The sequence below is a fragment of the Arthrobacter sp. alpha11c genome (genome assembly GCF_054149985.1).
Map to the genome: position 1 here is coordinate 1,129,095 of NZ_CP196747.1, position 13,930 is coordinate 1,143,024.

Here is a 13,930-nt window from a genome sequence, read left to right on the forward strand (position 1 = left end):
CAGCCAACCCGCACTGTCCAGGGTGTGGGGCTGAAACCAGTAAGCGCCCTTCCCGGCTAAACATTGGGGGGCGCGCGTCCGCCGGACCCTCCCGGGAGCAGATGCCGCGTAGCTGGAACGCGGTCGGACAGGGCGACCGCGAAACGATCGCGCACTGGCACCGGGTTGCCGAGCGCCGTGAAGCACTTGAAGAACGCTACCCGGAACTGGCCGGTGACCGACGCCCCATCCTCGCGCACGAAGGCATCTTTTCAGGCCGCCCACTGCGCGCCGGTGACGACATCGCCACGGCGGTATCTTCGGCCATCGCCGAAGGAGCGACCCCACATTCCCATCACCGGGCACCGACCCGGGGAAACATCGACATGAAAGCCACACCATGAAAATAACCGGAGCAGTCCTGGAAGAGATCGGCCGCCCAAGGCCTTTCGGAGCCTCCCGTCCTATCACCGTCAGCGAACTCGAACTCGATCCGCCGGGCCCAGGTGAGGTCCTGATCAAAATCGAAGCCGCAGGAATCTGCCATTCGGACCTGTCCGTAGTGGACGGCAACCGGGTTCGACCGCTACCGATGCTGCTCGGCCATGAAGCTGCCGGCCGTGTCGTCAGTTGGGGGCCTGGAGTCGAGGACCTGGTCACTGGCCAGCGGGTGGTGATGGCCTTCCTTCCCCGATGCGGGGAATGCGCCAATTGCCGCACGAACGGGCGACTACCCTGCACGCCCGGCTCGGGAGCGAACAATGCGGGAACCTTGCTTTCGGGCGGAACACGTCTGCATCGCGGCGGGCAGGATGTCTACCACCATCTGGGTGTGTCCGCGTTCGCAACCCACGCCGTCATCGATCGGCGCTCACTGGTGCCTGTTGACGACGATATTCCGCCGGAGATCGCCGCTGTCCTTGGATGCGCCGTGCTCACAGGGGGCGGCGCAGTCATCAACGCCGCCAAGCCCGAAGAGGGGGAGACCACCATAGTGGTTGGTCTCGGCGGAGTCGGAATGGCGGCGCTGCTCACCGCGGTATCCCTCGGAAAAGGGGACGTCATCGGAGTGGACGCGGTCGTCGACAAGCTCGAACGAGCCACTGCTCTGGGCGCAAGCGCGGTCTACACGCCCGGTCAGGCGTTCGAAGCAGGGCTCAAGGCGCCAATCGTGATTGAAGCTGCCGGTAACGCCAGAGCCTTTGAAACTGCCGTGGCACTGACCGGCGTCGGAGGCAGGACCGTTACCGTTGGCCTTCCAGCACCAACTGCGGAAGCGGCGATCAAGCCGCTCGGGCTCACGGCCGAGGCCCGCACGATCATTGGCAGTTACCTCGGATCCGCCGTCCCTGCCCGTGACATCCCGGCCTTCGCGCAGCTCTGGCGTGAGGGGCGGCTACCCATCGAAGCACTGATTTCATCAACCATCACCCTCCAGGAAGTGAACCAAGCCATGGACGACCTCGCGGACGGCCTCGCGGTGCGACAAATCATCACATTTGACGCAACGGAAGCAGATCCCCGATGACCCCGGCTTCGGAAGTCTCCCTGCTGGACTCCTTGCCAACCGGGGTCTTCATTGCCGGAAAGTGGCACGACGCCGCGAACGGGCAACGCTTCGATGTTGAAGACCCTGCCACCGGGAAAGTCCTCACCACCGTCGCCGATGGATCCCCTGTGGACGGATTGGCAGCACTCGACGCGGCTGCGGCAGCGCAATCTGCCTGGGCCAGCACCCCCGCGCGCACCCGCGCCGAAATCCTCCGAGCCGGCTTCGAAGCCGTCACTGCCCGCGCCGAGGACTTCGCTCTCTTGATGACAATGGAGATGGGCAAGTCCCTTACTGAAGCCCGCGGCGAGGTCGCCTACGGCGCAGAGTTCCTCCGCTGGTTCAGTGAAGAAGCAGCCCACATCTCGGGCCGGTATTCCCCATCGCCGGACGGGAATTCGCGCCTCCTGGTGACGAAACGACCGGTCGGCCCCTGCTTGTTCATCACTCCGTGGAACTTTCCCTTGGCGATGGCGACTCGGAAAGTCGCTCCTGCAATCGCCGCCGGCTGCACCATGGTGATCAAGCCACCTGCCCTGACACCGCTGACGACGCTCCTCTTCGCGCAGGTCATGCACGAGGCAGGATTGCCAGCAGGTGTGCTCAACGTGGTGCCCACATCCTCGGCGGGAGCTGTGACGGGTCCCCTCATCGCAGATCCCCGGTTGCGGAAACTCTCGTTTACCGGTTCCACGGAAGTCGGGGTCCGCCTTCTGCAAGCGGCAGCGGGGACCGTGCTTCGAACCTCGATGGAACTTGGTGGAAACGCACCGTTCCTGGTGTTCGCCGACGCAGACGTCGACGCTGCAATTGAAGGTGCCATCGCAGCCAAGCTCCGGAACGGCGGACAGGCCTGCACGTCGGCCAACCGATTCTACGTTCACCACAGCCTTGCCGATGTGTTCGCGAAGCGTCTGGCCTCCCGGATGTCGGGAATGACCCTCGGTCGCGGGACGGAGGCCGGAGTTCAGATCGGACCGCTCATTGACGAGCACAGCCGCCAAAAAGTCGCAGACCTAGTCGATGACGCTGTCAGTAAGGGGGCACGCGTGTTCACCGGTGGAAGGATGCTGCCAGGACCCGGCTACTTTTTACGAACCCACCGTCCTTACCGATGTGCCGCCCGAGGCGCGTGCTCTGTCAGAGGAGATCTTCGGACCGGTCGCCCCGGTTGTTCCTTTCCACGACGAACAAGAGGCAATCAGCCTGGCCAACGCGACCCCATACGGGTTGATCTCCTACGTGTTCACCCGGGACATCAGCCGGGTCCTTCGCCTATCCGAACAACTCGAGACCGGCATGCTCGGTGTGAACTCGGGCATCATCTCCAACCCCGCTGCACCGTTCGGCGGCGTCAAGCAGTCAGGCCTCGGCCGTGAAGGCGGAGCCGAAGGGATCGAGGAATTCCTTGAGACCGTCTACATCGGACTGTCCAACCCCTTCGCCTGAACAACTCCCCCGCCAACTCCCTTGTACCAAGTTGAAAGAAGATCCCATGACACTTCCCAGCACATCCATCAGCACAAAGACCCCTTGGCGTGTGCCACTCGCCAGCTTCGTCGGCACAACCATCGAATGGTATGACTACTACATTTTTGGCATCCTTGCCGCGACCGGCGTCTTCAGCAGACTGTATTTTCCTGAACAAGACCCAGCCACCGGTCTCCTTCTTGCCTTTGTCACCTACGCGGTGGGTTTCGTGGCCCGTCCCTTCGGAGGCATGTTCGCCGGTCACTTCGGAGATAAGATCGGCCGGAAACCCATGCTCGTTCTCTCCCTCCTGATCATGGGGGTCGCGACCCTGGCCATGGGACTCTTACCGACCTACGCTCAGATCGGATTCTGGGCTCCCGTCCTGCTCACGATGTTGCGCCTGCTGCAAGGTTTCGGGGCAGGAGCAGAATGGGCGGGGGCGGCAGTTATTTCCATCGAGCACGCGCCTGCGGGCCGAAGTGGTTTGTTCGGGAGCTTCACCCAGATGGGCGTTCCCGCCGGAATGCTGCTCGCCAATTCCAGCGTCCTTGCCGTAAAAGCCTTAGTGCCAGCCGACGTTTTCGACGCCTGGGCGTGGCGCATACCGTTCCTGCTCAGTGTCCTCCTGATCGTTACCGGCATGATCGTCCGCTCTAAGCTCGAGGACTCCGACGACTTCAAAGAACTCGTCGCGGCCAAGCAGACCTCGCAGAAACCCTTGGGTGAGGCACTGCAGAAGGAGGCCAAGGGCATTTGGCTCGTCGTCGGAATGCGTTTGGCAGAAAACTCCGCCTATTACCTCTACACCACGTTCTCCGTGGTCTACATCATGAAGACCCTTGGGACCGACCGCGCCAACCAAGGAACGATGTCGGTGCTTATCGCCTCCGCGATTGGCATTATCGCCGTCCCACTCTGGGCCATCCTTTCCGACAAAATCGGCCGCAAGCCCGTCTACCTTTTCGGCGCCATCGGAGGACTCCTGTTCTTCCCGTTGTACTTCGTCATGACCGACACAGGCAGTGCGTTGTTGGCAACCCTCGCCATCATCATCGGCCTCGCTGTTTTCCACAACTCCATGTATGGGCCACAGGCAGCTTTCTTTGCAGAACTGTTCTCTACTAAATTGCGCTACAGCGGAGCCTCCATGGGCTATCAGTTCGGCTCTGTGCTCGCCGGTGGCGTCGCGCCGCTGGTCGCCGTCGCCCTTCTGAACGCCGGGAATGGTGAACCAGGATGGGTGATCCTGTACTTCAGCATCATTGGCATCATCACTGTGGTGTCCGCACTCCTCGCACCCGAAACCCGCGAGAAATTCAGTCAGGAAACCGCTGACCCACGGCACCAGCAAGACAGCCCATCCGCTCAGAAGAGCCAGACGCACGTTCAATAGCATCGGGACCCGAGCTGATCTGGTGAAATACGATGGTGGAATGGTAACCAGCGTTGACGTGGCCCGTCATTTGGGATTGTCGCAGTCGACAGTGTCCCGCGCCCTTCGGGGCCATCCATCCGTTGCCCCAGCTACGAAAGCGCGGATTCTTTCGGTGGCGAGGGAGCTTGGGTACGTGCCCGATGCCGCTGCCCGGATGATGGTGACGCGGCGGACACACGCCGTCGGTGTGGTTGTTGCTGACCTGACCAGCCCTATTTATCCGGTCATTGTGGAGTCGTTGCAGAACCGGCTTCTTGAGCGCGGGTATCGGATGGTTCTCATCCGGGATCCGGACATTTCACCTGATCCTGAGGCAGTTGATGTCCTGGACAGTGCAACGGTGGACGGGATGATTTTTGTTTCGGCGAGGGAATCTTCAGCCGCCGTCCGCAGGGTGTTGGAGCGCGGGACACCCGTGGTGTTGCTCAGTCGTGACGATACGACTGTTGAGGTCGAGGCAGTCCTTGCCGATGACCGACGCGCCGGCGAGATTGTTGTTGCCCATCTTGAAGGCCTGGGGCACAAGAGCATCGGTGTCCTGACCACCCTGCGGGACCGGTCCAATGGCCGGGACCGTGGGGACGGGTTCCGGGCGGCCATGGAACGGCGTGGGCTTCACGTTCGTGAGGACTGGGTGCGCCATCTGCGGCTTACACATGAAGATGGGGTCCGGGCAGCCTTGGAGTTGCTGGATACCCAGGACCGACCGACGGCGCTTTATTGCGTGACGGATGCTTTGGCTTTTGCCGTGTTGGACGCGGCTGCGAAACTGGGGATCAGTGTTCCGCAGCAGCTTTCGGTGGTGGGGTTCGATGATTCCGGGCCGGCGGGGTGGGCATTCATCAACCTCACCACGGTGCATCAGCCGATCCCGGAGATGTCGTATCTGGCAGTGGACCGTCTTGCTGGGAGGATCGAAGGCGAGCCTCCCAGCGAAACGATGAAGTCCGTGTTTCCGGTCCATTTGCAGGTACGGGCAACGACGGGCCCGCCGGCCTAGGCGGTGTTGCGGCCGCCGCTGAGGTCCAGTGTCTGGCCTGTCATATAGCTGGCCTCGGCGGATAGCAGCCATGAGGCCAAAGCCGAGAATTCCTCCGGTAGTCCGACTCTTCCCATCGGAACCTTGGCAAGGAGCTGGGCGTTTCGTTCCGGGCTCAGGTCCTGAAGGAGCCGGGTCTTCATCATGGACGGAGCGATGGAATTGACCGTAACACCATAAGGGGCCACCTCTTTCGCTGCCGTTTTCACCAGTGCAACAAGGCCAGCCTTGGACGCAGAGTAGGCCGCCTGGTGCGGATTCCCTTCACGCGCGGAAATAGATGACAGGATGGCAATCCTGCCGTAGGCCTGCTTGGTGAGGACCGGCAGGACGCTGGCCAAGCCGTGGAGGCAGCCGTCCAGATTCACGCTGAGGGTCCTGGCCCATCCCTCGACCGGCATCTCCGTCACGGGAACCTCCGGTCCCTGGATGCCGTGGGCAAAGAGCGCCCCGTCGATCCTGCCGTACCGCTGCAGAATAGCCTGCACGGTGTGGTCCCAGTCCTGCCGTTGGGTGACATTCAGGGCCATGCAGTTCGATGGACTGCTGCCATCGCCCCGTCCGCCGGCATTGACATCCGTGCATACAACTGTGGCACCTTCGCGTGCAAGGCGGTCCGCAGTGTCCGAGCCGAGTCCGCCGGCGGCGCCGGTCACCAGGATCACCTGGTCCTGAAAGCGACCGGGCCAATAGGTCTCCGTGGTGGCCGTTCGGGTTGTTTTTACGTGGGTGAGTTCGCTCATGGTGTTCACTTCGCTTCTGTTTTCAGGGAGGATCGGGTCAGCCCTGCGGCTGCCGCATAGATGTGTTGCAGGTGGGCGTCTGTGCCATGCACCTCGACGGCCAGGACGTCAGGGACTTCGACGCTGATCGGCGTGTCCGGGAAAAGGTCCAGAATCTCCCCAAGGGGGAAGACACCCTCCCCTGGCGCTAGCCTCTTTGACCGGGATTCGATCTGCCGGGGCGATCCGTTGACGCCCTGTCCCAAGGGCATGGCACGCGGGACCGGCAAGTCCGGGGTGTCGGCTGGGCCGTCACACAGCTGGATAACAGTCACTGCCCCTGCAGGCAGATCCACCAGTTCCGCAATCCGACCGCCGGCACGCACGAAGTGAAGAACATCGAGCATGATTCCGCATCCCGTCTGCTGGACAAGCAATCCCGCCCGCAGGCACGGTTGCCAGGGGCTGGTAGGAGATCGGCTCAACGGAGGGCCTGATCCCGAACGCGCGGGCATCTTCGACCAGCGCCGCAAGGCTGTCCCTTAGGCGGCCCCCATCCGGATCACTTCCAATCACGTTCAGAACACTCGCACCCAGAGCAGCTCCCGCTTCAAGCACGGGCTCCCATTCGGCGCGTCCACGATTCCCGTTGAGCGTGAATACCTCCACATCACGCACCACCACTCCCGTCCCTGCGAGACGATCAAGCGTCTGTACAAACATGGTGGAGCCAACCGCCATGGGGTAGGTCGATTCGCCCTTTGTCGCCGGGTAAACGCGGATGCCGACAGAGGTGAAGCCGGCGTTGGCAGCAGCCTGGACCAGTTCGGGAGGGCTCAGATGCAACGCTGACAAGTGGGCCAGACCAATGGTTCTGTTCATAACTTCCGTCCTGCTCAATGGGTGTTTGACCGCGATCCAACGATGCGCGTATGATCAAAATCACTAAATGACTACGTAGTCATTAAAGCACTCATCCCGCTCGCCAGCAAAGGTGCAGCCGAGCTACAGAAAGGTTGCGGTGAACCGCAATGACGAGTCCCCAAACCCCCAGCACAGGGAGCACTGCCGCCATGAGCACTCCCACCCATCCCCCGGTAACGATCAGCGCCAAGGCCGGCCGCCGTGCAGCACTGGCGAGCACAGTCGGCGCAGTCGTTGACTGGTACGACTTCTTTCTCTATGGCACAGCCGCTGCCGTTGTCTTCGGTCCCCTGTTCTTCCCGTCCGACAACCAAGTTGCCGGCCTGCTGGCATCCATGGGTTCCTTCGCCGTCGGATTCCTGTTCCGCCCGCTGGGCGGGGCCATCTTCGGCCACTTCGGCGACAAGTACGGCCGCCGCACCATGCTCTTCATCACCGTCATCATGATGGGCCTGGCCAGCACGGCCATCGGGTTGCTCCCCAGTTACGCTGCAATCGGTGTCGCGGCGCCCATCCTGCTGGTGACCCTGCGGGCCATCCAAGGTATGGCTGTCGGCGGGGAATGGGGCGGAGCCGCCCTGATGGCGGTGGAAAACGCACCCGCAGGTAAGCGGAACTTCCTGGCCACCGGCGTCCAGATCGGCTCATTCGTCGGCTTGCTGCTCGGCACCGCGGCGTTCTCCCTGGTCACCGCCATGACCACCCCTGAACAGTTCCTTGCCTGGGGTTGGCGCCTGCCATTCGTGATCAGCATCCTCTTCGCCCTCGTCGGCCTCTGGATCAGGGCAGGCGTGCCGGAATCAGCGGAGTTTGCCGCCGTCAAGGAAGAACACAAAGCCGCCCAGGCACCCTTGGCCGAAGCCTTGAGGACAAGCCCCAAAAAGATCCTGGCAGTGATCGGCATGAGAATGGTGGACCAAAGCACTTTCTACATGGGCTTCACGTTCTCGCTTGCCTATGTCAAGAACTTCACAGACACCCCGTCCTCAACCGTTTTGACCGCTTCCATGGTCGCCATGGTCCTGGCCATTCCCTTGCTTGCCCTCTGGGGCCGACTCGCCGATAAGTTCGGCCGGAAGTGGTTCTACATCATCGGCCCACTGGCCGCAGCACTTGCAGCAGCCCCGTTCTTCGCGGCACTTGAAAGCGGCGAGCTGATCCCGATGATCCTTGGCTTTGTCGCGTTGATCAACCTCGGACACAACATCTCCACCTGCGTCCAGCAAACGTGGTTCACCGACATGTTCGACGTCCGGATCCGCTACAGCGGCGCAGGATTTGCGTACGCACTGGCTGGCGCCGTCGGTGGTTTCATTCCCCTGATCGCGACCGCCCTGATGGCAAGCAGCGGAAGCTGGGTCCCGGCAGCAGCACTCCTTGCAGGCCTATGCCTCATAGCACTGGTATCAAGCCTTTGGTCCTATAAGTGGGCCAACAAAGAACACCGCTAAACCCAAAACAGTACCCATCCCCCAGCAACAGACAGGAGGCAGGTGCGTGCCGCCGCGCACCTGCCTCCAGCCCGTACACGAGACCAACAAACAACATTGAAGGCCAGAACCGAGTGAAGACCACCAAAACCATCGAATCAAGCGCAACCTCCGGCACCACGTTCGACTGCGACGTCCTCGTCATCGGATCGGGCGCAGGCGGCCTTTCGGCAGCGGTCACAGCGGCCTACCACGGGCTGAAAGTCATCGTCGTGGAAAAAGCGGACGTCTGTGGAGGTGCCACGTCCTGGTCCGGCGGCTGGGCCTGGACCCCAGGTAACCCCTTGGCCAAAGCAGCCGGAATCAACGAGGACCGGGAACTCTTCCGTACCTACCTGCGCCACCGCATCGGCAAGAACTACGATGCGGAAAGAATCGAGGCCTTCCTTGAAGCAGTTCCCCACATGGTCGGGTTCTTCCATAACAAGACCAGCCTCCAATTCGTCCCCGGGGCCAAGATCAAAGACATCTATGGCCAGACCCCTGGCGCGGGCACCGGAAACCGCTCTGTCGGCCCCAAACCCCTCAATGCACGCAACATCAAGCCGGAGCTACGGGCAAAGGCGCGCCACCAGCTCTACGAAACCTCATTCCTGGGTATGGGCATCATGGCCGGACCTGATCTCACTAAATTCCTCTCCGCATCCCAGGGCAACATCCAAGGCCTGCTCCATGCAACATGGCGGGTGGGACGGCATGTTCTGGATCTGCTCATCCATCGTCGCAACATGCAACTCGTCAACGGCACCGCCCTCACCGCCAGGCTGTTGAAGTCAGCTGACGATCTTGGTGTTGACATCCGCGTCTCCACCCCGGCCAATCACCTCCTCACCGACGAGGCAGGAAAGGTGAGCGGCGCCGTCGTACATTCACCTGACGGAAGCTACACCATCAACGCTTCGCGCGGCGTCGTGCTCGCCACGGGCGGCTTCCCCAACGACGTGGCACGCCGGGCTGAACTATTCCCCAAAACCCCCACTGGCAATGAACACTGGACCCTGGCCCCCAAGGAAACCACCGGAGACGGCATAACGATGGCCCAGGCCATCGGGGCCAGCTTCGACACCCACGTGGAATCACCCACCGCCTGGTGCCCGGTCTCCCTGGTTCCCTACCGCAACGGCCGCACAGGAACATTCCCCCACATCATGGACCGGGCCAAACCCGGCAGCATCGGTGTGCTCCGCAACGGCAAACGATTCGTCAACGAAGCAAACGGCTACTACGACTACGTCGAAGGAATGCTCAAAGCAACACCTGACGGCGAACCCGTCGAAGCCTGGCAAATCGCCGACGCCGCCTACGTCCGCAAGTTCCCGCTGGGAATGGCCAAACCCCTGCCCGTCCCACTGTTCCCCTACCTCCGATCCGGCTACCTGAAAAAGGGCGACACGATCGAAGAACTGGCCACCGCTTGCGGCATTAATCCAACAGCATTGGCACAAACCGTGGCGGACTTCAACGAAAACGCCCGCAACGGGGTCGACCCCGACTTTGGCAGGGGAACCACCGAATTCAACCGATACGGCGGCGACCCGAAGAACACACCCAACCCGTCGCTCAGGCCACTGGAAAAGGGTCCGTTCTACGCCGTCAAGGTTCTCCCCGGCTCCTTCGGCACCTTCGCAGGCCTTGCCACCGATCCACGCGCGCGTGCCCTGGACAACTCGGGGCGGCCCATCGACGGGCTCTACGTGGCTGGCAACGACCAAGCCTCGGTCATGGGCGGTCACTACCCTGCCGGGGGCATCAATCTCGGCCCCGCGCTCACCTTCGGATACATCGCCGGACGCGACCTGGCCGGCGTCAGCGACTACGAAGACGACGGGACGTCAGCTTAGGCCTGTCGAGCCTTGCCAATAGTTACCATGGCGGTTACTATTCAATTCAAGCTTCCCAGTTCGCGTAGCTGCTGCCCAAATCACCAACGTGCAACTGAAGCAACGAGACCATGGGCGGGTCGCCAGATCTCAGGCTCTGCCCATGCCCAGAGCGGAGAGTCAGTACTTCCGCCTCCCCCAGCAAAGGTCATTTTGCACTGCCCGGCATTGACGTATTCCGGTCTCGGCAGCGGCTGTTGCACGCGCAACTGTGGGAAGCCCGTCCATGGAACAGACAAGACCGACAGGAAGAGATTATGACGAAGGACCTCACGGAATACAGGCAACCCACACGCGTTTCCTTCAATAGTGGGTGGTCCGTTCGTCCGAAAATTGGCTTCTTCTCCGAGTTGCGCCCGGGCCAGGCGCCACCGGAATCAATCTGCCTACCCCACGACGCGCTCGTGGGATCGGCACGGATTCCCAGCGATAACGGGTCGAATACCGGTTACGTCCCCGGGGGTGCCTTCGCGTACTCGAAGGAGTTCGATGTGCCATCGGAGTGGAGCGGCCAACACGTCGCAGTCGACTTTGAAGGCGTCTATCGCGACGCGATGGTTTTTGTAAATGATGACTTTGTGGCCCAACGCCCTTACGGCTATTCCGGCTTCCGCGTAGACATGACCCCGCACCTTCGCCATGGGGAACGGAACGTCATCCGGGTTGAGGCACGCGCGCACGAGGACTCCCGCTGGTACAGCGGTGTGGGCATTTACCGTGATGTCTGGCTCACTGTCGCCGGCGACGTGCATCTCGACTACGCGGGCGTCCAGATCACGACCCCTGACCTTGATGCTGACCTCGGCGTCGCAGCCATAGCGACGACGCTGCGCAACTCCGGGGCCCGACCGCGAACAGTTCGGGTTCGCGTTGACATCCTTGACCAGGAACAGGCGTTGGTGGCGCAAACTGAGGCCCCCGTAACTGTCCTTCCGGCTGAGCCCGCGGTGCTGCGCCAGCGTCTGACCATCAAGAACCCACAGCTGTGGGACGTCAATGATCCGAACCTTTACACAGCGGTGACCCGCGTCTTCGACGGCGGCGATGAGCTTGAGCTTTCCACCACCGCGTTTGGCTTCCGCACTCTGCAGCTGGATACCGCGCACGGCCTGCGCCTGAACGGACGGACCGTTAAACTGCGGGGCGCGTGCATTCACCATGACAATGGACCCCTCGGCGCAGCCACCATCCGCAGGGCAGAAGAACGCCGCGTCGAGCTGCTCAAGAAGGCCGGATTCAACGCCATCCGCAGTAGCCATAACCCTCTTAGCCCCGCAATGCTCGACGCTTGCGACCGTCTAGGGCTACTTGTCATCGATGAGGCCTTCGACGTTTGGACCGAGTCCAAATCATCCTTTGACTATTCATTACGCTTCGCTGACTGGTGGGAGCGCGACGTCGAAGCGATGGTGCTCAAAGACGCCAACCACCCCAGCGTCATCATGTATTCGATCGGGAATGAAATTCCCGAGACCGGAAACTCCCTGGGCGCCGTGTGGGGCAGGCGAATCGCGGAGAAAATCCGTCAGTTGGATCCCACCCGCTTCACAACGAACGGCATGAATCCGATGGTCTCCGTCATCCACCGCCTCGCCGAGGCGGGAAGGAACATGGAAGGCGGCGTCAACTCAGCCATGAATCAGATGGGCGATTTGATGAAGGACATCGCGACGTCGGACCTGGTCACCAACAGCACTGAGGAGTCTTTTGCGGTAGTCGACGTTGCCGGACTCAACTATGGAGAGAGCAGGTACGAGCTGGACCGTAAGCTGTTCCCGAACCGCCTCATCGTGGGGACCGAGACTTTCCCCGCAAAGATCAGTGAGAACTGGGTGGCCATTGAACAGAACTCACATCTCATCGGCGACTTCACCTGGACAGGATGGGACTACCTGGGTGAGGCCGGTACTAGGACGCGTCAACTACGCTGACGAAGGACCACAGTCCTTCGGTGCACCATTCCCTTGGCGGACCGCGTGGTGCGGGGACATCGACGTTACCGGACATCGCCGGCCTGTTTCCTACTTCCGTGAAATTGTGTTCGGTCTCAGGGCCGAGCCCTACATCGCTGTGCATCCCCCCGAAAATTTCACGCGGGAGGCACGCCCCACTCAATGGTCTTTCAGCGACGCAGTTGCAACATGGGATTGGGATGCTGCCGAGGGAACACCGATGCGCATCGAGGTTTACAGCGCAGCGCCTGAGGTGGAACTGCAGATCAACGGCAAGAGTGCAGGAGTCCGCCCGACAGGCCCCGCGAACGGGTTCAAGGCGATCTTCGAAACCGAATTCGCCGCTGGCGAGGTAACGGCTATTGCCAGAAATGCCGACGGATCGGAGGCAAGATGGAGCCTCACGACTCCGGAGGGCTTGCCCACCCTCCGGGTTCGAACCGATCGGACCACCATCGACGCCTCCGACGGCGACCTCGCGTTCGTCGAGATATCCCTGGAAGACGATGCGGGCCGTGTCTTCAGGCAGGGAGCGGAGCCCTTCTCTGTTGTAGTGGAGGGCGACGGCGTGTTGCAGGGGGTCGGTAATGGGAACCCACAGTCACAGGACTCCTTCCGCTCCGGCGTCGGCAACACCTACGAGGGAAGGGCGCTGGCAATCGTGCGCCCCACCGGAGCAGGTGAAATCACCGTCACCGTGAAAGGCGCGAACCAAACGGCCACGATCACTGTCACAGCCGTGGACCGCTTGGTGGATGCCCTGGTGCACTGAGCCCGGTTCTACCAATCAGGCCAATTGACGTGCTGCCCCCGCCGATACCGGAACCCATCATGGCGGGGTCAGTGCGTCAGGACCCAGGACTGCCCGGATGTTCCATTCCAAATGGGCTCGAATGTCGAACTCAGGTCCGTGCTGCCACTGGAATTGCAAACCTTCCCAGCACGCGAGGAGAACGCGGGCGGCAACGTGGGCAACTACATCAGCCGGCACCTTTCCGATGTCCTGCAGACGTTGAATGTCGGTCTCGATGACCTGCAAGGATCGGGCCATTCGCTCTTGAAAATAGGGGTTCGCGGGGTTTTCCCGGTCGACGGCGGCGCCCGCCATTTCCGCATAAAGAAGCGGTATGTGGGGGCGGCGAACGCCTACTTCCGCGCGATGGCCCATATCAGCGATAGCTCCGGCCTCATGACCAACGCTGCGGATGTTCTCGTCGTCAAACTGCTTCAAGGCAGAGATCCACAGACTTTCCTTGGTGGGGAAATGATAGAAGACCGTCGGCTCGCTCGCCCCGGCCATATTTGCGACCTCCGAAACCGTAACGTTCCGGTGCCCTTTGGCCTGCACCAGACTGAGTGCCGCCGCACTGAGCGCTTCACGGCGCTTGTTCGACTTTGCGTACTCCCCCCGCTTTTCCGCCATTTCAAGTCCTTTCAAAAAACTGTTGATTCGTTTCAAAGCTTAACGCTATCCTCTAAACAGAAAT

Annotated in this window: 11 protein-coding genes and 1 pseudogene; 9 read left to right on the forward strand and 3 right to left on the reverse strand. The window is 61.5% G+C overall.

What is annotated here, in order from left to right; all coding sequences use genetic code 11:
* Positions 1-101: 101 nt before the first annotated feature.
* The 5 genes and pseudogenes from ACTAQJ_RS05195 to ACTAQJ_RS05215 all read left to right on the forward strand — a co-directional run bounded on the left by ACTAQJ_RS05195 (position 102) and on the right by ACTAQJ_RS05215 (position 5,436).
* Entirely contained in the window at positions 102-383 is a 282-nt protein-coding gene (locus ACTAQJ_RS05195; protein ID WP_498701204.1) for a hypothetical protein, read from the forward strand.
* The gene (locus ACTAQJ_RS05200; RefSeq protein ID WP_431114950.1) at positions 380-1,507 is read left to right on the forward strand and encodes an alcohol dehydrogenase catalytic domain-containing protein; all 1,128 of its coding nucleotides are present in this window, start codon (positions 380-382) and stop codon (positions 1,505-1,507) included. The genes ACTAQJ_RS05195 and ACTAQJ_RS05200 overlap by 4 nt, the downstream gene beginning before the upstream one ends.
* Positions 1,504-2,977 (forward strand): annotated as a pseudogene (locus tag ACTAQJ_RS05205) (NAD-dependent succinate-semialdehyde dehydrogenase). The gene ACTAQJ_RS05200 and the pseudogene ACTAQJ_RS05205 overlap by 4 nt, the downstream one beginning before the upstream one ends.
* 46 nt (positions 2,978-3,023) lie before the next feature.
* The gene (locus tag ACTAQJ_RS05210) at positions 3,024-4,394 is read left to right on the forward strand and encodes an MFS transporter (RefSeq protein WP_498701205.1); all 1,371 of its coding nucleotides are present in this window, start codon (positions 3,024-3,026) and stop codon (positions 4,392-4,394) included.
* A gap of 40 nt (positions 4,395-4,434) precedes the next feature.
* The gene (locus ACTAQJ_RS05215; protein ID WP_498701207.1) at positions 4,435-5,436 is read left to right on the forward strand and encodes a LacI family DNA-binding transcriptional regulator; all 1,002 of its coding nucleotides are present in this window, start codon (positions 4,435-4,437) and stop codon (positions 5,434-5,436) included.
* On the opposite strand, the gene ACTAQJ_RS05220 is transcribed toward ACTAQJ_RS05215, so the two are convergent.
* Positions 5,433-6,218 (reverse strand): SDR family NAD(P)-dependent oxidoreductase, encoded by a 786-nt coding sequence (locus ACTAQJ_RS05220; RefSeq protein ID WP_498701209.1) that lies wholly within the window; start codon positions 6,216-6,218, stop codon positions 5,433-5,435. The two genes, ACTAQJ_RS05215 and ACTAQJ_RS05220, sit on opposite strands and share 4 nt — an antisense overlap.
* A gap of 5 nt (positions 6,219-6,223) precedes the next feature.
* On the reverse strand, positions 6,224-6,604 hold the full coding sequence (locus ACTAQJ_RS05225) for a hypothetical protein (protein ID WP_498701211.1): 381 nt from the start codon (positions 6,602-6,604) through the stop codon (positions 6,224-6,226).
* A 666-nt stretch (positions 6,605-7,270) separates the two neighbouring features.
* Here ACTAQJ_RS05225 and ACTAQJ_RS05230 point away from each other — a divergent pair.
* From ACTAQJ_RS05230 to ACTAQJ_RS05245, 4 genes are all read left to right on the forward strand, one after another.
* Entirely contained in the window at positions 7,271-8,572 is a 1,302-nt protein-coding gene (locus tag ACTAQJ_RS05230; protein ID WP_498701213.1) for an MFS transporter, read from the forward strand.
* Positions 8,573-8,685: 113 nt separating this feature from the next.
* Complete coding sequence (locus ACTAQJ_RS05235; protein ID WP_498701215.1) at positions 8,686-10,452, forward strand: FAD-dependent oxidoreductase; 1,767 nt, start codon at positions 8,686-8,688, stop codon at positions 10,450-10,452.
* A 296-nt stretch (positions 10,453-10,748) separates the two neighbouring features.
* Complete coding sequence (locus tag ACTAQJ_RS05240; RefSeq protein ID WP_498701218.1) at positions 10,749-12,422, forward strand: glycoside hydrolase family 2 TIM barrel-domain containing protein; 1,674 nt, start codon at positions 10,749-10,751, stop codon at positions 12,420-12,422.
* Positions 12,388-13,215, forward strand: a complete 828-nt coding sequence (locus ACTAQJ_RS05245; protein ID WP_498701220.1) for a DUF4982 domain-containing protein — start codon at positions 12,388-12,390, stop codon at positions 13,213-13,215. The genes ACTAQJ_RS05240 and ACTAQJ_RS05245 overlap by 35 nt, the downstream gene beginning before the upstream one ends.
* Before the next feature lie 57 nt (positions 13,216-13,272).
* Here the strand turns inward: ACTAQJ_RS05245 and ACTAQJ_RS05250 are convergent, their stop codons facing one another.
* Complete coding sequence (locus ACTAQJ_RS05250; RefSeq protein WP_498701221.1) at positions 13,273-13,866, reverse strand: TetR/AcrR family transcriptional regulator; 594 nt, start codon at positions 13,864-13,866, stop codon at positions 13,273-13,275.
* Positions 13,867-13,930: the final 64 nt, after the last annotated feature.

Excerpts from the sequence above, each read along its gene's own strand:
- ACTAQJ_RS05195 (WP_498701204.1), top strand. The coding sequence starts at position 102 with ATGCCGCGTAGCTGGAACGCGGTCGGACAGGGCGACCGCGAAACGATC.
- ACTAQJ_RS05200 (WP_431114950.1), top strand. The coding sequence starts at position 380 with ATGAAAATAACCGGAGCAGTCCTGGAAGAGATCGGCCGCCCAAGGCCT.
- ACTAQJ_RS05210 (WP_498701205.1), top strand. The coding sequence starts at position 3,024 with ATGACACTTCCCAGCACATCCATCAGCACAAAGACCCCTTGGCGTGTG.
- ACTAQJ_RS05215 (WP_498701207.1), top strand. The coding sequence starts at position 4,435 with ATGGTAACCAGCGTTGACGTGGCCCGTCATTTGGGATTGTCGCAGTCG.
- ACTAQJ_RS05220 (WP_498701209.1), bottom strand. The coding sequence starts at position 6,218 with ATGAGCGAACTCACCCACGTAAAAACAACCCGAACGGCCACCACGGAG.
- ACTAQJ_RS05225 (WP_498701211.1), bottom strand. The coding sequence starts at position 6,604 with ATGCTCGATGTTCTTCACTTCGTGCGTGCCGGCGGTCGGATTGCGGAA.
- ACTAQJ_RS05230 (WP_498701213.1), top strand. The coding sequence starts at position 7,271 with ATGAGCACTCCCACCCATCCCCCGGTAACGATCAGCGCCAAGGCCGGC.
- ACTAQJ_RS05240 (WP_498701218.1), top strand. The coding sequence starts at position 10,749 with ATGACGAAGGACCTCACGGAATACAGGCAACCCACACGCGTTTCCTTC.
- ACTAQJ_RS05250 (WP_498701221.1), bottom strand. The coding sequence starts at position 13,866 with ATGGCGGAAAAGCGGGGGGAGTACGCAAAGTCGAACAAGCGCCGTGAA.